At 69.5% G+C, this 21130-nt stretch carries 15 protein-coding genes; 7 read left to right on the top strand and 8 right to left on the bottom strand.

Annotated elements, in window-relative coordinates; translation table 11 throughout:
• Positions 1–143 precede the first annotated feature (143 nt).
• The 5 genes from ACWGJP_RS01560 (at position 144) to ACWGJP_RS01540 (ending at position 6887) form a co-directional block, all read left to right on the top strand.
• Entirely contained in the window at positions 144–1613 is a 1470-nt protein-coding gene (locus ACWGJP_RS01560; RefSeq protein ID WP_452327993.1) for a DNA-3-methyladenine glycosylase 2 family protein, read from the top strand.
• Complete coding sequence (locus ACWGJP_RS01555) at positions 1610–2098, top strand: methylated-DNA--[protein]-cysteine S-methyltransferase (protein WP_452327992.1); 489 nt, start codon at positions 1610–1612, stop codon at positions 2096–2098. The genes ACWGJP_RS01560 and ACWGJP_RS01555 overlap by 4 nt, the downstream gene beginning before the upstream one ends.
• Before the next feature lie 267 nt (positions 2099–2365).
• Positions 2366–4252 (top strand): ABC transporter ATP-binding protein, encoded by a 1887-nt coding sequence (locus ACWGJP_RS01550; RefSeq protein ID WP_452327991.1) that lies wholly within the window; start codon positions 2366–2368, stop codon positions 4250–4252.
• Complete coding sequence (locus ACWGJP_RS01545; protein WP_452327990.1) at positions 4249–6057, top strand: ABC transporter ATP-binding protein; 1809 nt, start codon at positions 4249–4251, stop codon at positions 6055–6057. The genes ACWGJP_RS01550 and ACWGJP_RS01545 overlap by 4 nt, the downstream gene beginning before the upstream one ends.
• 47 nt (positions 6058–6104) lie before the next feature.
• Entirely contained in the window at positions 6105–6887 is a 783-nt protein-coding gene (locus ACWGJP_RS01540; RefSeq protein ID WP_452327989.1) for a hypothetical protein, read from the top strand.
• A gap of 42 nt (positions 6888–6929) precedes the next feature.
• On the opposite strand, the gene ACWGJP_RS01535 is transcribed toward ACWGJP_RS01540, so the two are convergent.
• The 5 genes from ACWGJP_RS01535 to ACWGJP_RS01515 are packed head-to-tail and all read right to left on the bottom strand — an operon-like array spanning position 6930 to position 13879.
• Positions 6930–8369, bottom strand: a complete 1440-nt coding sequence (locus ACWGJP_RS01535) for a GH1 family beta-glucosidase (RefSeq protein WP_452327988.1) — start codon at positions 8367–8369, stop codon at positions 6930–6932.
• Complete coding sequence (locus ACWGJP_RS01530) at positions 8366–10711, bottom strand: glycosyl hydrolase family 95 catalytic domain-containing protein (RefSeq protein WP_452327987.1); 2346 nt, start codon at positions 10709–10711, stop codon at positions 8366–8368. The genes ACWGJP_RS01535 and ACWGJP_RS01530 overlap by 4 nt, the downstream gene beginning before the upstream one ends.
• Positions 10712–10715: 4 nt before the next feature.
• On the bottom strand, positions 10716–11633 hold the full coding sequence (locus ACWGJP_RS01525; RefSeq protein WP_452327986.1) for a carbohydrate ABC transporter permease: 918 nt from the start codon (positions 11631–11633) through the stop codon (positions 10716–10718).
• Positions 11623–12561, bottom strand: coding sequence for a carbohydrate ABC transporter permease (locus tag ACWGJP_RS01520; protein ID WP_452327985.1), 939 nt, complete (start codon positions 12559–12561; stop codon positions 11623–11625). Before ACWGJP_RS01520 ends, ACWGJP_RS01525 begins: the two co-directional genes overlap by 11 nt.
• A gap of 7 nt (positions 12562–12568) precedes the next feature.
• On the bottom strand, positions 12569–13879 hold the full coding sequence (locus tag ACWGJP_RS01515; RefSeq protein ID WP_452327984.1) for an ABC transporter substrate-binding protein: 1311 nt from the start codon (positions 13877–13879) through the stop codon (positions 12569–12571).
• Between the two features lie 161 nt (positions 13880–14040).
• Here ACWGJP_RS01515 and ACWGJP_RS01510 point away from each other — a divergent pair, with 161 nt between their 5' ends.
• Positions 14041–15009 carry an acetylxylan esterase gene (locus tag ACWGJP_RS01510; protein ID WP_452327983.1) on the top strand — a complete coding sequence of 323 codons (969 nt, stop codon included), beginning with the start codon at positions 14041–14043 and terminating at the stop codon, positions 15007–15009.
• Between the two features lie 48 nt (positions 15010–15057).
• Here the strand turns inward: ACWGJP_RS01510 and ACWGJP_RS01505 are convergent, their stop codons facing one another.
• The 3 genes from ACWGJP_RS01505 to ACWGJP_RS01495 form a co-directional block, all read right to left on the bottom strand.
• Positions 15058–17061, bottom strand: a complete 2004-nt coding sequence (locus tag ACWGJP_RS01505) for a beta-galactosidase (protein ID WP_452327982.1) — start codon at positions 17059–17061, stop codon at positions 15058–15060.
• Entirely contained in the window at positions 17058–18200 is a 1143-nt protein-coding gene (locus ACWGJP_RS01500; RefSeq protein ID WP_452327981.1) for an ROK family transcriptional regulator, read from the bottom strand. Before ACWGJP_RS01500 ends, ACWGJP_RS01505 begins: the two co-directional genes overlap by 4 nt.
• Before the next feature lie 101 nt (positions 18201–18301).
• Complete coding sequence (locus ACWGJP_RS01495) at positions 18302–18760, bottom strand: N-acetyltransferase family protein (protein WP_452327980.1); 459 nt, start codon at positions 18758–18760, stop codon at positions 18302–18304.
• A gap of 132 nt (positions 18761–18892) precedes the next feature.
• Here ACWGJP_RS01495 and ACWGJP_RS01490 point away from each other — a divergent pair, with 132 nt between their 5' ends.
• Positions 18893–21112, top strand: a complete 2220-nt coding sequence (locus ACWGJP_RS01490; RefSeq protein ID WP_452327979.1) for an NADP-dependent isocitrate dehydrogenase — start codon at positions 18893–18895, stop codon at positions 21110–21112.
• Positions 21113–21130 lie beyond the last annotated feature (18 nt).

Genomic DNA, 21130 nt, shown 5'->3' with positions numbered 1-21130 from the left:
ATTCCTCCACCTTTCCGAGGCTGGGCGAGAGCAGGATGAGCCGGGGATGAGAGAGATCTCATCCGAGCCGCGAGGGGAGGGGCTCGCACAGTCATGTCCGATTTCCGCGTGCCGATGTCGTGCGGCCGTGTCAGAGTTGAGGCATGAGCCTGAGCATGACCTTCGACGAGCGGTACCGCGCGATCGATGCGCGTGACGTCCGCTTCGATGGTCAGTTCGTCACGGCCGTGCGCTCCACCGGGATCTACTGCAGGCCGAGCTGCCCCGCGCGCACGCCGAAGCCGCAGAACGTCACGTTCTATCCGACCAGCGCGGCGGCCCATGAGGCCGGATACCGCGCGTGCAAGCGCTGCCTGCCGGAGGCGGCCCCCGGATCGCCGATGTGGAACCTGCGCGGCGACATCGCGGCCAGGGCCATGCGCCTCATCGCCGACGGCGTCGTCGAGCGCGAGGGCGTGCCCGGTCTCGCGCGTCGGCTCGGATACTCCAGCAGACACCTGACGAGACTGCTCACCGAGGAGCTCGGCGCCGGCCCGCTCGCCCTGGCGAGAGCCCACCGGGCGCACACCGCGAGGATGCTGCTCGTCGGCACGGCCATGCCGATCGCCGATGTCGCCTTCTCGGCGGGATTCGCCAGCGTCCGTCAGGCGGGCGAGACGATCAGCGAGGTGTTCGGCATGTCGCCCAGCGAGCTGCGCGCCAGACGCAAAGGCGGCTCCGCGGTGCCCGGCGAGCTCGATCTGCTGCTCGCGCATCGCGAACCGCTGGATGCCGACGGCGTGTTCGCGTGGATGGCGGCGCGAGCGCTGCCGGGCATGGAGGAGGCCACCGCGCACTCCTTCGCCCGCCATCTGCGCATGCCCGGCGGACCGGTGTGGTTCGAGGTGAGGAAGGACGGCGGCCGCCTGCGGCTGCGCGCCAGGGTCGCGAGGCTGAGCGACCTCGCCCCTCTCGTCGGCACGGCGAGGAGGCTCTTCGACCTCGACGCCGACCCGGTGGCGGTGGATGCGGCTCTCGCACGGCATCCCGAGCTCGTACCGCTCCTCGATGCGAACCCCGGTATCCGCGTCCCAGGAGCTGCCGACCCGCACGAGATGCTGATCAGAGCGATGGTCGGCCAGCAGATCACGGTGGTCGCGGCCCGCACGGCGCTGACCGCGCTCGCCGAGCGACTGGGGGAGCGCACCGATGACGGGCTGCTCTTTCCGACGATGGACGCGATCGCCGACCGCGGCGCCGAGGTCCTGCGCGGGCCCGCCGCTCGCATCAGAGCGATCACCGGTGCCGCGGCAGCCCTCGCCGACGGATCGCTCGCCCTGACGATCGGGGATGATCCGCACGCCCAGCGCGACGCGCTTCTCGCCATGCCGGGCATCGGGCCGTGGACGGCGGACTACGTGCGGATGCGGGTTCTCGGCGACCCGGACATCCTGCTGCCCGGCGATGTGGCCCTGCGTGCTGGAGCGGCCGCTGCCGGGATCCCGGCAGAACCCAAGACCCTCACCGAGTGGGCGCGCAGGGCTGCACCATGGCGCAGCTACCTCAGCGCCCACCTCTGGCGTGCGGCACCCGCCCGGCCGGTGCGCCGGAGCATCACGAAGGAGACGACATGACCGCGACCATCGAGACCATCGGCACACCGGACGGTCCCTTCACGATCCTCGTGGACGAACGCCGGCGCGTACTCGCCTCCGGATGGACCGAGGATGTCGAGCGCATCCTCGGCAGGATCACCGCGAAGAACCGACCAGACCGGGTCGCCGAGGGCAGGACCGATGCTGCCGAGGCGGTCGCCGCCTACTATGCCGGCGACCTCGCAGCGATCGACGACGTCGCCGTCAGCCAGAGCGGAACGGATCTGCAGGCGCGAGGGTGGCAGGCACTGCGGAGGATCGCGCCAGGCGCACCGCTCACCTACACGGAGCTCGCTGCCGCCATCGGGGAGCCGAGGGCCGTGCGGGCTGCGGCATCCATCTGCGCGCGCAACGCCCCTGCGCTGTTCGTGCCCTGTCACCGCGTGCTGCGCACCGACGGCACCCTGGGGGGATTCGCCTGGGGACTGGACGTGAAGCGGAGCCTGCTCGCCCGCGAAGCCTGATCCGGTCGGCACGCGACGGGCGATGCCGAAGGAAGGCTTGCACTCAGCAGTCTCACAGGCATAGTCTGGAGGGCTGTCGCGCCGACCGGGCGATGCCGCCGATCCCGAGGAGGACACCATGATCTCGATCACCGTCGCACAGGCCTCCGCTCCGGGTATCGGCGTGGCGGCCGACCGCGGGTAGCGCCCGCCCCTCGTCTCTCCTCGTCGCGCGGCCCTCGGCCGCGCTCCTTCACGTCTCCGTTCTCCTCGTCACTTCTGAGAGTCATGTCTGCCACCCCTGTCACGCACGTGCCCCCTTCGTCCTCCTCGCTCTCCACGCCCGCAGCCCTCTGGCGGCTGAAGCCGTTCGTCCGGCCCATCGTGGGGCGGCTCGCCGGCGGTGCCGCGAGTGCGCTCGCCGCCGCGATCATCGCCCTCATGGTCCCCATCGTGCTCGAGCAGATCGTCCGCGGGCTCGACGGCGAGGATGGCGGCAACCTCGCCCTGATCGTCGGCGGTGCCGGCGTCGTGCTCGCCCTCGGAATCGGCGAGGCCGCGATGGTGTGGCTGCGCCGATGGTTCGTGCTCACCCCGGCCACCGAGGTCGAGTTCCGGATGCGATCCGAGATCTACGCGCGGCTGCAGACGCTGCCGGTCGCCTTCCACGACCGGTGGCAGTCCGGTCAGCTGCTGAGCCGGATGATGCAGGACATCGGCCTGATCCGGCGATGGCTGGCGTTCGGGCTCATCCTGCTCGTGGTCAACATCCTGACGATCATCATCGGCTCCGTGCTGCTGTTCCAGTGGCACTGGCTGCTGGGCGTGATCTTCCTCGTCACGGGCATTCCGATGTGGATCCAGGGCTACCTGTTCGAGAAGCGCTACGGAACGCTCGCGCGGCAGAGCCAGGATCAGGCCGGCGACCTCGCCACGAGCGTCGAGGAGAGCGTGCACGGCATCCGCGTGCTGAAGGCGTTCGGACGCGGCGCTCACGCTCTGCGTCGCTTCAGCCGCCAGGCCGAGACGCTGCGGGAGACCGAGCTGGACAAGGCCCGCGCGGTCGGCAAGATCTGGTTCTGGCTCGACCTCATGCCGCAGATCGCATTCGGGCTGAGCCTGCTCACCGGCATCTGGCTGGTGTGGCAGGGCGCGATCGACGTCGCCCAGATGTTCGCGTTCTTCGCCATGGCGACGGTACTGCGGTGGCCGATCGAGTCGATCGGGTTCCTGTTCTCCTTCATGCTGGATGCGCGCACCGCCACCGACCGCGTCTTCGACATCTTCACCGAGACGAACTCGATCACCGATCCCGAGAACCCCGTGCACATCACGGAGCCCCGCGGCGAGCTCGCGTTCGAGAACGCGCACTTCCGCTACCAGGACGCGGGTGTCGCCGAGCGGGATCTGCTGGACGGCATCGACCTCGTCCTGCGCCCGGGGGAGACCATGGCGCTCGTGGGTCTCACAGGATCGGGCAAGACCACCCTGACGACCCTGCCCGCGCGGCTCTACGACGTCACCGGCGGGCGCGTCACGCTCGACGGCGTCGACGTGCGCGACCTCCCGCTCGCCGAGCTGCGCACGCACATCGCGATGGCCTTCGAGGACGCCACGCTGTTCTCGGCATCCGTGCGGGAGAACGTCCTGCTCGGACGCGCCGATCTCGATCCGCATAGCGACGAGGGCGAGCGCGTCATGCGCGAGGCGCTCGAGGTCGCTCAGGCCGGCTTCGTCGATGCGCTGCCCGAGGGCACCGAGACCATCATCGGCGAGGAGGGGCTGAGCCTTTCCGGCGGACAGCGTCAGCGGCTCGCCCTCGCGCGCGCCGTCGCCGCGGCGCCGAAGGTCCTCGTGCTGGACGACCCGCTATCGGCCCTCGACGTCGACACCGAGGCGCTCGTCGAGGAGGCGCTGCGGCACGTGCTCGCCGAGACGACCGCCCTGATCGTCGCGCACCGGCCGTCGACCGTCGCGCTGGCGGATCGGGTCGCCCTGCTGGAGGCGGGCAAGGTCACCGCCGTCGGCACCCACGCCGAACTGCTGAAGACGAGCGCGCACTATCGGCACGTGATCTCCAGTCTCGAGGCGGAGGAGGCGGCCAGGACCGGCGCGATCCCCATCATCACCGACGACGATCCGGTCATCGCCGACGACGAGGAGGTGCAGGCATGACCCTCACCGGAACCCAGGACGAGGACCGCTCGAACTACACGCGCGAGGAGAGTCGGGCGATCCGGCGCCGTTCGCTGCGTCTGCTCGGGTCTCTCATCACGCCGCTTCGCGCACGGATCACGCTCGCCGCGATCGTGCTCGTCGTCTCGACGGCCCTTCAGGTATCGGGGCCGATCCTCATCGGCATCGGCCTGGACAGGGCCCTGCCGGTGCTGCTGGAGCAGGCCGACTGGATGCCGGCCCTGATGGTCACCGGCGTCTACCTGCTCGCCGGGGCGACGGCCGCCGCGCTCATCGGCTGGTACGTGGTGGTCGCGGCTCGGATCACCCAGGCCGTGCTGCTGGATCTGCGCAAGCGCATCTTCCTGCACACGCAGCGGCTGAGCCTCGAATTCCACGAGTCGTACACCTCCGGCCGCATCATCTCGCGCCAGACGAGCGACCTGGACTCCATCAGGGAGCTGCTCGACGGGGGTCTCAACAATCTCGTCTCCGGCGTGCTGTTCGGCGTCTTCACCTTGATCGCGCTCGTGATCGCCGACTGGCAGTCCGGTGTGATCCTCCTGCTGGCAGGCATCCCGCTCGCCTTCCTCATGCGCTGGTTCTACACGCGCTCTCAGCGCGTCTACCGCGAGTCGAGGGTGATCAGCGCGAAGGTGATCGTGCAGTTCGTCGAGACGATGACGGGCATCCGCGCCGTGAAGTCGTTCCGCAAGGAACCCCGCAACGACACCACGTTCCGCAAGCTCGCCGGTGACTACCGCGACGTGAACCGCCGCTCGATGGTGCTGTTCGGCACGTTCGAGCCCGGCCTCATGGCCGTGGCGGCGCTGACCACCGCACTCGTCGTGCTCTGGGGCGGCGTGCGCGTCGCAGACGGCGCGCTCGGCGTCGGCGTGCTGCTGTCGGCCGTGCTGTACGTGCGCAATTTCTTCGCCCCGATGCAGGAGATCGCGATGTTCCTGAACTCCTACCAGTCGGCCACGGCCGCGCTGGAGAAGGTGTCGGGCGTCCTCGAGGAGGTTCCCACGGTTCCGGACCCCGCGAAGCCGGTGGACCTCTGGGAGTCGCGGGGACACGTCTCCTTCGACGAGGTCACGTTCGGATACTCCGACGAGAAGACGATCCTGCCGCACTTCTCGCTGGACATCCCCGCCGGTCAGACCATCGCGCTGGTGGGCACGACGGGGGCGGGCAAGTCCACCCTCGCCAAGCTCATCTCGCGCTTCTACGACCCCTCGAAGGGATCTGTCACGCTCGACGGCGTCGATCTGCGCTCCCTGCATCCGAAGGACCTGCGCCGGGCGATCGTCATGGTCACCCAGGAGGCGTACCTGTTCAGCGGAACGGTCGCGGACAACATCGCGCTCGGCAGACCGGACGCGACGCTCGACGAGATCCGCGCGGCGGCGAAGGCCGTCGGCGCCGACGCCTTCATCGAGTCCCTGCCGGACGGCTACGGCACCGATGTGAACAAGCGCGGCGGACGCGTGTCGGCGGGGCAGCGGCAGCTGATCTCCTTCGCCAGGGCGTTCCTCGCCGATCCTGCGGTGCTGATCCTCGACGAGGCGACCGCGTCGCTGGACATCCCCAGCGAGCGGCTCATCCAGGACGCGCTGCAGACCCTGCTCGCCGACCGCACGGCGATCATCATCGCCCACCGCCTCTCGACGGTGGCGATCGCCGATCGCGTCCTGGTGATGGAGCACGGGCGGATCATCGAGGATGACACGCCTGCCGCCCTCATCGGCGGCACGGGCAAGTTCGCCCAGCTGCACGCGGCGTGGCAGCAGACGCTCGTCTGAATCGGGGGCGGATGCCTCGAGCATCCGCCCCCGATTAGCATGAAGGCATGGATCCGGTGCTGCTCGAGTTCTGGTGGGCTCTGCCCGCCGCAGCAGCCGCGGGAGCTGCGGGGGTGTGGGCGGTGAGACGGAGAGGGTCGGAGCGGAGGATCGGCTACGACGCGGCGACGCTCGAACTGCGCGAGGCGGTGTCGGAGGCCACGGCGGCTCAGCAGGCCGTCAGGGTGGCCAGGGCCGAGGTCGCCAGAGCGGTCGCGGAGCGCGCGGCGTCCCGCGTCAGCGCGGACGACGTCGCACGGGCGCGCCGGACGCTGCAGACGGGTCAGCGCGAGGCGAAGGCCGCTGCAGCGAAGGTACGACACCTCCGCGCACGTGTGGCGACCGAGCGCGCGGCGATCCCCTCCCGGGCGGAGCCGACGCCCGTCGCACGCCTGCGCACCGCGCACGACACCGTGCTCGTCCGCTGGATGCGCTACGAGACCGATCCGGGGCTGCAGATCGCGTACCCCGCGATGAGCGATGCGCACGCCCCGGCTACAGCGGCCTTCCTCACGGCGGTCGAGACGGCGCAGCGCGCGAGGCCGACGGAGGACGGCACGACACCCCAGGAGTACATCGCCTACCGCGATGCCGTGCAGCGCCTGCAGAGCGCGTTCGACGAGGCGGAGCGACACGCGAGGCTGGCCGCGGGGGAGAAGCCGGACCCGGCGGCGTGGCAGGATGCCGCCCAGCAGGTGATCACGCTCTCGGCCGACGTCATCGAGAGGGCCGCCGCTGCCGCCGCATCCGCGCTGGCAGCCCTGTCCAGGCGAGACCGGCCCGGGAGATAGCCGAAAGCCCCCGCCACGAGGGCGGGGGCTTCGAGGGCAGGGTCAAGCCGGGATCGTGCGGGTGCGCACGAGCTCCTGATACCAGTGGCCGGAGTCCTTGACGGTGCGCTCCAGGGTGTCGAAGTCGACCCGCACGATGCCGAACCGCTTCGCATAGCCGTAGCCCCACTCGAAGTTGTCCAGCAGCGACCACACGAAGTAGCCACGCAGATCGACGCCCCGCTCGATCGCGCGGTGCGCGGCCGTGAAGTGGCGGCGGAGGTAGTCGGTGCGCTCCGGATCGGGGATCGAGCCGTCCTCCGCGACCTCGTCCTCGAAGGCCGCGCCGTTCTCGGTGACCATGAGCGGCTGCTCGGGGAACTGCTCCGACAGCGAGACCAGGAGCTCCTCGAGCCCTTCCGGTGCGATGTTCCAACCCATCGCCGTGTAGGGCCCCGGCTGCTCGACGAACTCGACGATCTCGTTGCTGCCCGGCCACGCCGTGCCGCCCTCGGCGCCCTTGTGGCCGTCGTTCTGCTGCTTCTCCGAGACGCCGTCCCAGAGGCGCACCGTCGCGGTGGAGTAGTAGTTGACCCCGAGCACGTCGATCGGCTGGTTGATCGTTGCCAGGTCACCGTCCTGCACGAAGCCCCAGTCCGTCACGGCCGCCGTGTCGGCGAGCAGGTCGGCGGGGTACTCGCCGCGCAGCATCGGGTGGGTGAAGGCCCGGTTGGCGAGGGCGTCGATGCGGCGCATCGCGTCTGCGGCGCCGTCGCCCTGACCGCGCAGGACGTGGAAGTTCAGCGTCACGGAGTAGTCCGGGTCGCCCGTGGACGTGGCGCGCAGCGCCTGTAGCGCTCGACCGTGCGCGAGGTTCAGATGGTGCACGGCGGACAACGCGGATGCCGGCTCGTGCCGACCGGGGGCGTGCCCGCCCTGGCCGTAACCGAGATACGCCGAGCACCACGGCTCGTTCAGCGTGGTCCAGGTGTGCACGCGGTCGCCGAGCGCCTCGCCCATCACGGCCGCGTACCGCTCGAAGGCATCGGTGGTCGCCCGGTTCGTCCAGCCGCCCTCGTCCTCCAGGTACTGCGGGAGATCCCAGTGGTAGAGCGTCGCGACGGGACGGATGCCCCGCTCGAGCAGTCCGTCGACGAGGCGCGAGTAGAAGTCGACGCCCGCGCGGTTGACGCCGCCGTCGGCGGTCGGGACGATCCGAGGCCAGGCGATGGAGAAGCGGTAGGCCTCCAGGCCGAGCTCCGCCATGAGATCGAGGTCCTCCTCGGTGCGGTGATAGTGGTCGCAGGCGACATCGCCGGTGTCGCCGTTCCAGACCTTGCCCGGCGTCTTGCTGAAGGTGTCCCAGATGGACGGGGTGCGGCCGTCCTCGGCGGCACCGCCCTCGATCTGGTACGACGCGGTCGCCGAGCCGAAGGTGAAGCCCTCGGGGAACACGAGGCCGGAGTCCCGGTAGTCCTGGCGTCCGCTTGTCTGCATGGTCATCGGGTGCTCTCCGTCTTTCCGTCCGTGATGGTGGTCGTGGTGTCGCCGAGGGGGTGCGCCGTATCGAAGGAGCCGGCGTCGACGATGGTGTCGTGTCCTGCATCGATGTGCACAGCGATGCTCCGGCCACCCCAGCGTACGAGTCGGGGGCCGGCCTGCGCCGTGCTCCGTGCGCGCAGGGTCGCCATCGTGAGCTCGCCGTCGCGCCAGGTGATTCCGACGACGATACCCGGGCGCGCGATCAGGCCGCTGACACTGCCGGAGCGCAGCTCGGCGGGAAGGGCGGGGAGCAGGTGGATGCCGTCGTGCGACTGCAGCAGGAGCTCGGCGATGGCGCCGACGATGCCGAGGTTCGCGTCGATCTGGAACGGCGGGTGGGCGGCGAACAGGTTGGGGTACAGCCCGCCCGCCCACGGTCCACTGGTCGTGTTCGCGTCACGCAGCGACAGCGCGAGGAGGTCGGAGGCCTTGTCGGCCCTGCCCAGCCTCGCCCACAGGGCGAGCTTCCACACCAGCGACCAGCCGCTGGAATCGTCCCCCCGGCGCTCCAGCGTTCGGGCGGCACCCGCGCGGCGGCTCTCGTCCCAGCGCTCGACGCCGGGGTACAGACCCCATAGGTGGCTCAGGTGGCGGTGTTTCGGATCCTCCTCCTCGCGCGGACGATCCCACTCGACGATGCGACCGGACGGGTCCAGATCCGGCTGAGCCGGAAGCGCACGCAGGCGATCCGCCGCAGCGGCGGCGATGTCGTCGTCGAGGCCCAGCTCCTCGGCGGCGCGGACGGCCCTCGTGAACAGCGCGCGCAGCAGCGCGGTGTCCATCGTCGTCGTGAGGGCGAGCGAGGCGGAGGATCCGTCGTCGCGCAGGTAGGCGTTCTCCGGGGACGTCGCCGGGGATGTCGTGCCGTCGTGGTGCCAGGCGAGCGCGAACTGCGCGGCGCCGCGCAGGGCGGGCCAGATGCGCGCGAGCTCTGTCTTCCCGACCGCCCCGAACTCCCACGCCTCGGTGAGCAGCGCTCCCAGCCACGCACCGCCGAGCGGCCAGAACGACCAACGAGGGTCGCCCGCTCCCCGTCCGGGCGCGGTGGAGTACAGCCAGGCATCGGTGTTGTGATGCACGGTCCACCCGGGGGCGTCGTACAGGCGACGGGTCTGCACGGCGGCGGCATCGGCCAGGGCGAGGGTGAAATCCGTGAGGGGTGCGGCGGCGGAGGGCATCCCGGTCACCTGCGCACCCCAGTAGTTCATCTCGGTGTTGATGTTCAGCGTGTACGCGCTTCCCCAGGCGGGCCGCAGATCGGCGTTCCAGATGCCCTGCAGGGTCGAGGGCAGGCGGCCAGGCCGTGACGAGCAGGCGAGCAGATAACGGCCGTAGTCGAAGAGCACCTCCACGAGGCCCGGATCGGAGACGAGGACACCGCGCGGGTCGCGACGCGCCGCATCCAGACGCGTCGCGGTGTCGGTGGCGGGCTCCGTCGCGTTCTCGATGCGCAGTGCCGCGTCACCGAGCAGTGCGCTCAGGGCATCGCTCGCACGTGCGGCGAGGCCGTCGGCGCCGATGGACAGCAGATCGCGCTCGGCGCGGTCGAGGCGTCCTGCGGCAGCCGCAACCGAGGCCTCTGCATCGGCATCCGGGGCTGCACCGGGCCCTGCGAACGTCGTCGCGGTCGTCACGAGGACGACGACGCCGCCGTCGTGCGCGATCCGGCGCGCGGCGATCGCCGCGTGCAGGGATGCTCCGCCCCAGCGCGCGCCGGGCAGATCCGGTTCATGGCCGGGTGCGACGTCGTCGGGGAGCCGCACGAGCAGCATGGCGGTGCCGCGCTGCGCGTCTGACTCCTCCCGCACCGTCTGCAGCGGGGAGGAGAGGGTGATCCCGGCATCCGATGCGCCGTCGACGACGTGCACGAGCACGCTCGTCACCGGATCGATGAAGCTGGTCGTCTCGAGCTCCGGGGTCCGTGACCGATGGATGCCGGTGGCGAGGTCGAGCTCGCGGACCAGCCCGTGCTCCTCGGCATCCACGGCGACCTCGAGGTCGCCGACGGGGAGGTACGACTGGGCGTAGCGCGTCTGCATCGCCTTCAGCGGTGCCTCCGCGGCGCTCTCGTCGCCGTCGGCGAGGAGAGCACGCACCTCGCCGAGCAGCCGCGCGCACTCCTCGGCGGTGGCCACGCCGCCCAGGGATTCGCTGTCCGGCGATCCCGACCAGGCGGTCTCGTCGTTCAGCTGGAATCGTGTCCGGTGCGCTCCGCCGTCGGTCATCGCGCCGAGGCGTCCGTCGCCCAGCGGCAGGCGCTCGAGCCAGGCGCCTGCCGCTCCGGTGAATCTCAGGACGGTCATCGTCTCAGCCGCGGACGCTGCCGGCGGTCAGGCCGGCCTTCCAGAACCGCTGCAGCGAGAGGAAGACGATCGCGATCGGGATGATCGAGACCATCGACCCCACGACGGTGAGGATCTGCAGGCCCGGGATCGTGATCGACGACTGGCTCCAGCCGGTGAGACCGACGGTCAGCGGCATCAGCGAGGAGTCGGTGAGGACGAGCAGCGGGAGGATGTAGCTGTTCCAGCTGCCGAGGAAGGCGAACAGCAGCACGGTGACCATTCCCGTCGACATCAGCCGCATGCCGATGGTCGCGAAGATGCGGAACTCGCCTGCGCCGTCGAGCCGTGCGGCCTCGACGAGCTCGATCGGCACGGAGGACTGCGCGTAGATGAAGCACAGCAGAACCCCGAACGGGTACACCAGCGCCGGCAGCAGCAGGCCGAGGTAGGTGTTGTCGAGCCCGAGACCGACCAGCAGCACGTAGGTGGGCTGGGCGATCACGGCGCCGGGCACGAGGAGGCTGCCCATGATCACGGCGATGAGCGTTCCGCGACCGCGGAAGCGGTACACCGCGAGGGCGTACCCGGTGATCGCGCAGACGAGGGTGGTCAGCGCTGAGCCGAGCACCGAGTAGATCACGGAGTTCAGACTCCACTGCCAGAAGATGCCGTCCTGGTAGGTGCTGAGCTCGGCGAGGTTGTTCCACAGGTTCCACTCCGCGAAGGAGAACCCGTTCGTCGAGAACAGATCGCCGGTCGACTTCGTCGAGGCGATGAACAGCCAGATCACCGGGATCAGGAAGTACGCCGCGACGAGGATCATGACGATCGTGACGACGATCATCCACGGACGGCTGACGCGATCGCCGTTGACGAACGTGGTGCGCGGGCGGCTCTTCGGAGCCGTCAGAGTGCGGGTGAGAGAGGTGTCAGAGGCCATCGGATGCTCGCTTCGTGGTGCGCCGGTTCGCGGCGAGGAGCAGGAGGGAGATGATCAGCGTCGCGACCCCGAGGAGCACGGCCATCGCGGACGACAGATTCGCGTCCTTGCCGAGGGTGTTCGCGGCGTAGATCGCCATGTTCGGGGTGAAGTCGCTGGGGATGTTCGAGGTGATCGTCTGCAGCACCTGCGGCTCGTTGAACAGCTGCAGCGTGCCGATCACGGAGGAGAGCACGGTGAGCAGGAACGCGGGCGCGATCATGGGCAGCTTGATCTGAAGGGCCGTGCGCAGCTCGCCGGCGCCGTCGAGCCTGGCGGCCTCGTACATCTCGCGGGGCACCGACTGCAGTGCGGCGAAGAGGATGATCATGTTGATGCCGATGAGCGACCAGAGGTTGATGTTGCCGATCGAGAACCACACCGTGCCAGGACCGAGCAGGTTCGCATCCACGCCCCAGGAGGAGAGCAGCTGGAGGATCGGGCTGACCGACGGCTGGTAGAGGAAGCCCCACAGCAGCGCCGCGATGACGCTCGGCACGGCGTAGGGGAGGAAGATCGCGAACTGGAAGAAGCGCTTGCCCTTGACCAGCGCCGAGTCGAACAGCAGCGCGAGCCCTGCGGAGATGACCATCATCACCGGGACCTGGATCGCGCCGTACAGCAGCACCTTGGGGAAGCCGGTCAGGAAGTCGGCGTCGGCGAAGGCGCGCAGGTAGTTGTCGAAGCCGACGAAGTCGATCGAGGTCCCCCCGAAGCCGAGGCCGGAGGACTGCCGGGAGAACAGGCTGTTCACGACGGCGACGATGATCGGGGCGACGAGGAAGACGAGGAACAGGATCACGAACGGCGCGACGAACGCGTACGGGACCCAGGGCCTCCCGGCGCCGGAGAACCGGCGCCGGGAGGACGTGCTGGCGGTGCGGGTCACGGGTGACTCACTCCGCGACGTTCAGACCGCGCGAGGTGAGATCGGCGATCGCTGCGGCCTGGGCGGTGTCCAGTGCCTCGAGGAACGTGCCCTGGCCGTTGACGACCTTGGCGAACTCGTCGGTGATCGCGGTCTGGATGGTGCCGTAGTTGGGGCCCTCGACCCAGGTGGCCGGCGTCTCGCCTGCTGCCTCGATGAAGACCTCGTTGACGACCTGGCCGCCGAAGAAGTCGGATTCCTGCAGCAGCGCGGGCGAGGCCAGACCGTTCTCGGTGGACGGGAACAGGCCGCCGACGGTGATCAGGGTCTCCTGCGTGTCGTCCGAGCCGTTCAGCCACGAGGCGAAGGTCGCCGCGGCCTCGGCGTTCACGGTGTTCTTCAGCACGACGACGGCTGCACCGCCGGAGTCTCCGGCATTCTCTGAACCGGCGTTCTTCGGCATGGGCGCGATGCTCCAGCTGCCGGCGAGGTCGGCGGCGTTCTCGGCGAGGATGCTCGGGAACCAGGCGGCGTAGCTGATCGTCGCGATCTTTCCGCTGTTCACGAGTGCCCAGTACTCGGGCGTCCACATCTGCTCGGTGGTCACGAGATCCTCATCGAGCAGGGTCTGCCAGCGCTCGGCGACGAGCCTGCTGCCCTCGTCGTTGACGCCGACGGTCCAGGAGTCGCCGTCGATGCCGTACCAGCTGCTCTCGGCCTGCTGGATCTCCTGGGCCCACTGGCCGATCTCCGCGGAGGAGAGGTTGGCGATGTGCACCTCGGGGTCGGCGGCCTTGAGGGCGCGCGCGGTCTCGATGTACTCGTCCCAGGTCTCGGGGAACTCGAGGCCGTACTGCTCGAAGATGTCCGTGCGGTACATCGTCGCGGCGGGGCCGATGCCCTGCGGGACGCCGAACACGCGACCGTCGAAGGACACCGCGCTCCATGAGGCGGGGGTGTAGTTCGACTCGTCCTCTGCCACGTAGTCGGTGATGTCCACGACGCGCTCCGAGATGACGTACTCCGGCAGGTTGTGGGTGGAGAGCTGAACGATGTCCGGGCCCTTGCCGGCGTCCACGGCCGCTTCGACCTTCTGCCCGTCGTCGCCAGTCATCCGATGAAAGTCGACCTGGATGTCGGGGTTCTCGTCGTTCCACTGGGCGACGAGATCTTCGAGGCCGGGGACCCATCCCCAGAACTCGATGGTGACGGGCTCGCCGTCGGCGGTGCCTGTTCCTTCGCTCGCGCATCCGGCGAGAGCGGAGACGGCGAGGGCAGGGGTGAGCAGGGCGGCGGCCCAGCGGGCCGACGTGCGCGCTGCGCGGTGGTTGGATGTCATGTGACGGGATTTCCTCTCTGACGGCGGTGTCGGTACCCCCGGGGCTCCGTTGCCGAATGAAGCGGTCAGGGTGGGGTGCACCTGCTATTTTGTGTTGTCCTGAAACATAAAGTCAAGCGAGAATCCGAAATTGATCGGATGTCTGAACAGAAAGAAGAGCAATGCCGCTGACCGACATGCCCATCGAGCTGCTGCGCGAGTATCGGCCCGAGATCGCCCAGCCTGCCGATTTCGACGCATTCTGGCGCGACACGATCGCCGAGGCGCGCCGCTTCGACACCCCGTCGATCATCGAGGCCGCCCGTACGCCGGTGCGTGAGCTGATCGTCGAAGATCTGACCTTTCCCGGCTTCGGCGGCGAGCCGATCAAGGCGTGGATCACCCGGCCGCGCACGGAGGAGCCCCGCCCGGCGGTGATCGAGTACATCGGCTACAACGGCGGTCGAGGCGTCGCGGGGGAGCGGCTGCAGTGGGCCGCCGCCGGTTACGTGCACATTCTCATGGACACCCGTGGCCAGGGCAGCGGCTGGGGCACCGGCGGCGACACCCCCGATCCGCACGGCTCGGACGGCTCCGTGCCTGGCTTCATGACCAGGGGCATCTCCGATCCCCAGACCTACTACTACCGGCGGCTGTTCACCGACGGGGTCCGGCTGGTCGATGCGGTGCGCACGCTGCCGTTCGTCGATGCGGGCCGCGTCTCCGTGACGGGTGCGAGCCAGGGCGGCGGTATCGCGCTGGCCGTGGCAGGGCTCGTCCCCGGCCTCACCGCCGTGATGCCGGACGTGCCGTTCCTGTGCCACTTCACCCGGTCCGTGCAGGTGACTCCCGATCAGCCGTTCATGGAGATCACGCGCTACCTCGCCGTGCACCGCGACCAGGACGAGCGCGTCTTCGAGACCCTCTCGTACTTCGACGGCGTCAACTTCGCTCGCCGGGTCACCGCACCCGCGCTGTTCTCCGTCGCCCTGATGGACGGCATCGTGCTGCCCTCGAGCGTGTTCGCCGCTTACAACCATCTCGAGGTCGAGGACCGCGAGATCGTCGTCTACGCGTATAACGGGCACGAAGGCGGACAGACCCACCAGTGGGTCGCGCAGGCCGAGTGGCTCGCCCCGCGCCTCGGTTGAGCCATCAGGGGTCTGGTCGGGCCGTGCGGCCCGACCAGACCCCTGCGGTCAGCGGTTCTCGCGGATGACCGCGACGCCGCCGCCGGGAAGCGTCAGCTCTCCCGCGACGGTTGCACCGGAGACGAGGTCGACGCCTTCGGCCTGCACGGTCACGGCCTCCTCGCCGTGGTTGAGCAGGAACAGCCAGGACGCGTCGCCTGCGATGCGGCGGGTGGCCTCGAGATCGGCGGTCGACGGCACCAGGCGGCGGACACCCGCGCTCCGCGTCACCGCGGTGACGACGTCGTCGAAGCCGTCCTCGACGAGGCCCGTGAGGTGCCAGGCGGCGCCTGCCCCGACGGTGCGCCTGGTCACGGCGGGCAGGCCGTCGAGGACGCCGCCCGCATAGCGCTGGACGACCTCGGCATCCTCCGCCCTGACGCGCGTCGCGACGTCGGCGATGACGGCGCCGGCATCCGTCGTGAGGCGCTCGCCGCTCAGGAGCGGATGCAGCTCTTCGCCGAACACACCGAGCAGCTCCCTGAAGGCGCCGGGATATCCGCCCCGGCGGACGCGATTGTCCGCATCGACGATGCCGGACAGCGGGCCGACCACGACCGTCGCGCCCCGCTCGGCTGCCTGCGCGATGCGCGCAGCCGCGGCGTCGTCCACGAGGTACAGCGAGGGGACGACGATGAGACGGTAGCGATCGAGCGCGGCCTGCGGCGTGCGGATCTCCGGAGCGAGCCCTCGCGCGGCGAGAGCCTCGAACCACTGCCTGGCGTCGTCGTGGAGCGGGTGATCGTGCACCGGCTTCTGGCCGTTGCGCCACGCCCACAGCGAGACGTCGTCGGTGAGGATCGCGACCTCGGAGGATTCCACGACGCTCCCCGTCACCTCCCCGAGCCGTCCGAACAGCCCGCCGAGGGTGACGACTTCCTGCCACTGGCGGGTCGAGGGACCGGCGTGCGGCACCATCGCGGAATGGAACTGCTCGGCGCCGGCCGTCGAGGCGCGCCACTGGAAGAACAGGGCGCCGTCCGCTCCGTGCGCGATGTGCTGCAGGCTGTTGCGCGTCATCTCGCCGGGAGCCTTGGGGCGGTTGCGAGGCTGCCAGTTCACGGCGGACGTCGAGTGCTCCATGACGAGCCACGGGCGATCCTCGGCGAGCCCCCTGGTCCGCTCGGCGACGAAGGCGAGCTCCCGCTCGCGATGCGGGTCGGCCGTCAGCGTGTAATGGTCGATCGCGATCACATCGAGCTCGGGGGCCCAGGACGCGTAGTCGGCGACCGCACCCTTCGGGTCGACCATGAGGTTCGTGGTGATCGGCGTCGTCACGCCAGCCTCGCGCAGGGCATCGCGCTCGAGACGGTACTGACCCCGCAATGCGTCGGAGCTGAACCTGTCGAAGTCCAGCAGCAGCGCAGGGTTCTGCTGCGCCTCGCTGTCCAGCGGTGCGATGACGTCGTCGAAGCTCCGGTAGCGGTGCCCCCAGAACGCGGTGCCCCACGCGGCGTTGAGCGCGTCGACCGCCCCGTAGCGCTCCTCCAGCCAGATGCGGAACGCTGCCGTCGAGGCATCGCAGTAGCAGCGCCGGTTGCCGCCGCCCAGCTCGTTGCTCACGTGCCACATGCGCACGTTCTCGTGCTGCCCGTAGCGCTCGCCGAGGCGCTGGGCGATGCGACGGGAGTACGCCTGCCAGGTCGGATGGCTGGGGCACCACTGAAGCCGCCCGCCCTGGTGATAGCGGGCGCCGCGTCGGTCGACGGGCAGGATCTCCGGATGCTCGCGGTGCAGCCAGATCGGCGGGGCTGCCGTCGGGGTGGCGAGGTCGATGCCGATCCCGGCATCCGAGAGCATCCCGATGATGCGATCGAACCAGCCCCAGTCCCAGACGTCGTCGTCGATCTCCAGCATCCCCCACGAGAAGACGCCGAGGGTGACCATGTTGACCCCCGCCTCCGTCATCAAGGCGATGTCCTCGTGCCAGACCGACTCCGGCCACTGCTCGGGGTTGTAATCCCCGCCGAACAGGACGGCGGAGGGGGCGAATGCGGTGGTGCGGGGTGTCATGGCGTCCTCGGGGGTCGGAGTACGAGCCGGATCGCTCCGACCGCGCCTGCCCAGGCGTAGTCGGCGAACCGGAAGGGATGCAGGAGGATGGGGGCGAGCTCGCCGGCGGGATCGAGCGCCTCCGCGACGGAGTCGGTGAGCAGGCCGGGATCGGACTCGGCGATGCCGAGCCCCTCTCCCGTGACGATGATCTTCTCGACATCCGTGATCGACATGAGGTTCGCGATCACGATGCCGAGCGCGCGGATGGCCGATCGGATGATCTCCGTGCACGCCTCATCGCCCTCGTCCGCCAGGCGCAGGACCTCGTCGAAGCTGCGACCGGCGGCGACCCGCTCGACGGCGGGAATGGTGACGAAGGCGGAGACGCAGCCGACGTGGCCGCGGTCGCAGCGAGGCCCGCGATCCGTCACCCGCAGGTGGCCGACCTTCCCGGGGTGGCCGTGCGCGCCGCGGATGGGCTCGTCGTTGCTCACGACCCCTGCGCCGATGCCGACCCCGAGGCCGATGAGGGCCATAGACGCGCTTCCGCGGCCGGCGCCGAACCAGTGATGCGCGGCCGTCAGCGCCTGGACATCGTTGTTGATGTCGGTGGGAAGGCCGGTGCGCTCGCCGACGAGATCCGCGAGCGGGACGTTCTCCCACCCCAGGAAGTGCGATCCGATGATCCTTCGCGCGCTCTGCGGGCCGACGACGTCGCCGGCGAGGCACACGCCGACGGCGCCGATGCGGTCGTGTCGCGCCCTGAGCTCGTCGACGACCTCGCCGATGAGCTCCACGACGGCGCTCACGTCCTTGGAGGGCAGCGGCCGCTCGAGGGTGTCGACGACACGGGCGGAGAGGTCGGTGACGGCCGCGTAGAGCGCGTCGCCGGTGAGCTTGATGCCCGCGAAGCGGGCGGCATCCGGAGCGACGTGCAGCATCTCGGACGGACGTCCGCGGCCGGGCGCGGACTCCGGAGCCCCTTCGGTGAGCAGCCCGAGCTCGACGAGGTCACGCGTCAGACGGGAGAGCGATGCCCGTGACATGCCGGTGCGGCGGGTGAGATCGGCCCGCGACCGCGATCCGTGCACGAGGACGTCGAGGAGAAGGCTGCGCTGCGCGTCGTGCAGCGTCGGCCAGGTCCAGGTCTCGGGCATGGTGCGAGCCTAGTGGGCCGCGGGTGATTATGTTGCACGCCGTGACGAAATAGGGCGACGGGGTCTCGGTGGGGGAGGGGATCCGAGGCCCCGCCGCCGGTCTAGGAGGAGATCCGGATCTCGGCGATGACCTCGCCGTACTCCGTCTCGCCGACGCGGGAGAATCCGACGCGCGTGAAGAACGCCTCAGGACCCTCGTCGCCCGCTTCGTAGATGACGTTCACATGGTCGAATCCGCGGGTGCGGGCCTCATCGATGAGCGCCTCGACGGCGAAGCGGCCGACACCGCGGCCCTGGTCGTCCGCGTCCACGTTGATGCGCCACAGCACCGAGCGGAAGTGCTCCTCCGGTGCTTCTTCGTCGAAGTTCGCGCTCACGAAGCCGACCACCTCGTTGCGGTCGAGCACGACGCGCTGCCACGAGGTCTGCGGGTTGATCACCGTCGCGGCGATGCCGTACGAGACCGGGGCGAGGTACTGCTCCTGGCCTGGCTTCAGGGACAGGTTGTTGACGGCGACGATCGTCGCAGCGGACAGTTCGACCACGCGCAGTTCGGACATATGCCCAGGGTAACCTCTCCCGGAGCCTTCCAGCATCAGACGAAGGTCCTCATTGTGCGGGCGGAACGCGGATCCGGGCACTCAGGTATCTTGGTATCGAGACAAATGCCCTCGTGAACGGAGAATCTCGCGGTGACCGACGACGCCATCATCTACACCTACACCGACGAGGCACCGGCGCTCGCCACTGCTTCCTTCCTCCCGATCATCAAGGCCTACACCGGCCAGGCCGGGATCGACGTCGAGACCAGGGACATCTCGCTCGCGGGCCGCATCCTGGCGGCGTTCCCGCAGAAGCTCGCCCCCGAGCAGCAGGTGGGCGATGCGCTCGCCGAGCTCGGCGGCCTCGCCACGCTGCCTGAGGCCAACATCATCAAGCTGCCGAACATCTCGGCATCCATCCCGCAGCTCAAGGGCGCGATCGCGGAGCTGCAGGAGAAGGGCTTCGACATCCCGGACTTCCCCGACGAGCCCTCCTCGCTCGAGGAGAAGGACATCCGGGCCCGCTACGACCGCATCAAGGGCTCCGCGGTGAACCCGGTGCTGCGCGAGGGGAACAGCGACCGACGCGCTCCGCTGGCCGTGAAGAACTACGCCAAGAAGCATCCGCATCGCAACAAGCCCTTCGCCGAGGGGTCCAAGACCCGCGTCGCGACGCTCGGCCACGACGACTTCAAGCACAACGAGCGCTCCTGGGTCGCCGCGCACGACGACGTCCTCAGCTTCCGCCACATCGCCGAGGACGGCACGGTCACGATCCTCAAGGAGGGCCTGAAGGTCCTTCCGCGCGAGATCATCGACGCCACCTTCCTCTCCGCATCGGCACTGGACGCCTTCCTCGCCGAGACGCTCGAGACGGCGAAGGTCGACGACGTGCTCTACTCGGTGCACCTCAAGGCGACCATGATGAAGGTCAGCGACCCGATCATCTTCGGCCACGTGGTCAAGGCGTTCTTCGCCGACGTCTTCGGCCAGTACGGCGAGCAGCTCGCCGAAGCGGGTCTCAGCGCGAACGACGGCCTCGGTTCGATCCTCGCGGGCCTCTCCGGCATCGCAGGCGGCGCGGAGATCGCGGCGGCCTTCGAGCGCGCGCTCGAAGGCGGTCCGAAGCTCTCCTACGTGAACTCGGACAAGGGCATCACCAACCTGCACGTGCCCAGCGACGTGATCGTCGACGCCTCCATGCCGGCTCTCGTCCGCAACGGCGGGAAGCTGTGGGGCAAGGACGGCGGCGAAGCGGACACCCTCGCGGTCATCCCGGACTCCTCCTATGCCGGCGTGTACCAGGCCGTCATCGACGACGTGATCGCCAACGGACCGCTGGACCCCGCCACGATCGGCACCGTCCCCAACGTCGGCCTCATGGCTCAGGCGGCCGAGGAGTACGGCAGCCACGACAAGACCTTCGAGATCGCCTCGGCGGGCACCGTCCAGGTTCTCGACGGCGAGGGCTCCGTGCTCATCGAGCACGAGGTCGGCGCCGGGGACATCTGGCGTGCCACGCAGACCAAGCACATCCCGGTGATGGACTGGGTGCGTCTCGCCGTCTCGCGGGCTCGTGCGACCGGTGCTCCCGCGGTGTTCTGGCTCGACGCGAACCGCTCGCACGACGCGCAGATCATCGCCAAGGTGCACCAGGGCCTCGCGACGCTGGACGTCAAGGGCCTGACGATCACGATCCTCGCGCCGGAGGAGGCCACCCGTTACACGCTCGCGCGTCTGCGTCATGGCCTGGACACGATCTCGGTCACCGGCAACGTGCTGCGCGACTACCTGACCGACCTCTTCCCGATCCTCGAGGTCGGGACGTCGGCCAAGATGCTCTCGATCGTTCCGCTGCTCGCGGGTGGCGGTCTGTTCGAGACGGGTGCCGGCGGCTCCGCGCCCAAGCACGTCCAGCAGCTCGTCGAGGAGAACTACCTGCGCTGGGACTCGCTGGGCGAGTTCTTCGCGCTGGCGGCATCGCTCGAGCACTTCGCCGACCGCACGGGCAATGAGAAGGCCCGCGTTCTCGCCGAGACGCTGGATGCCGCGACCGGGACCTTCCTCGAGGAGGACCGCTCGCCAGGGCGCGCCCTCGGCACGATCGACAACCGGGGCAGCCACTTCTACCTGGGCCTGTACTGGGCGCAGGAGCTGGCGAAGCAGACGAAGGATGCCGACCTCGCCGCCGCCTTCGCGCCGATCGCGGCCGAGCTGACCGGAAAGGCCGACGAGATCGTCGCCGAACTCATCGCCGCGCAGGGCGCCGCCGCGGACATCGGCGGCTACTACCGCCCCGATGCGGCCAAGGTCGAGAAGATCATGCGTCCGTCCGCCACGCTGAACGCCGTCATCGACGCGATCGGCTGATCGGGCAGGACACGACGA

The organism is Microbacterium sp. NPDC055903 (assembly GCF_053615555.1).
Note: the sequence above shows the minus strand (reverse complement) of the source record. Positions and strands in the feature narration are given on the sequence as shown.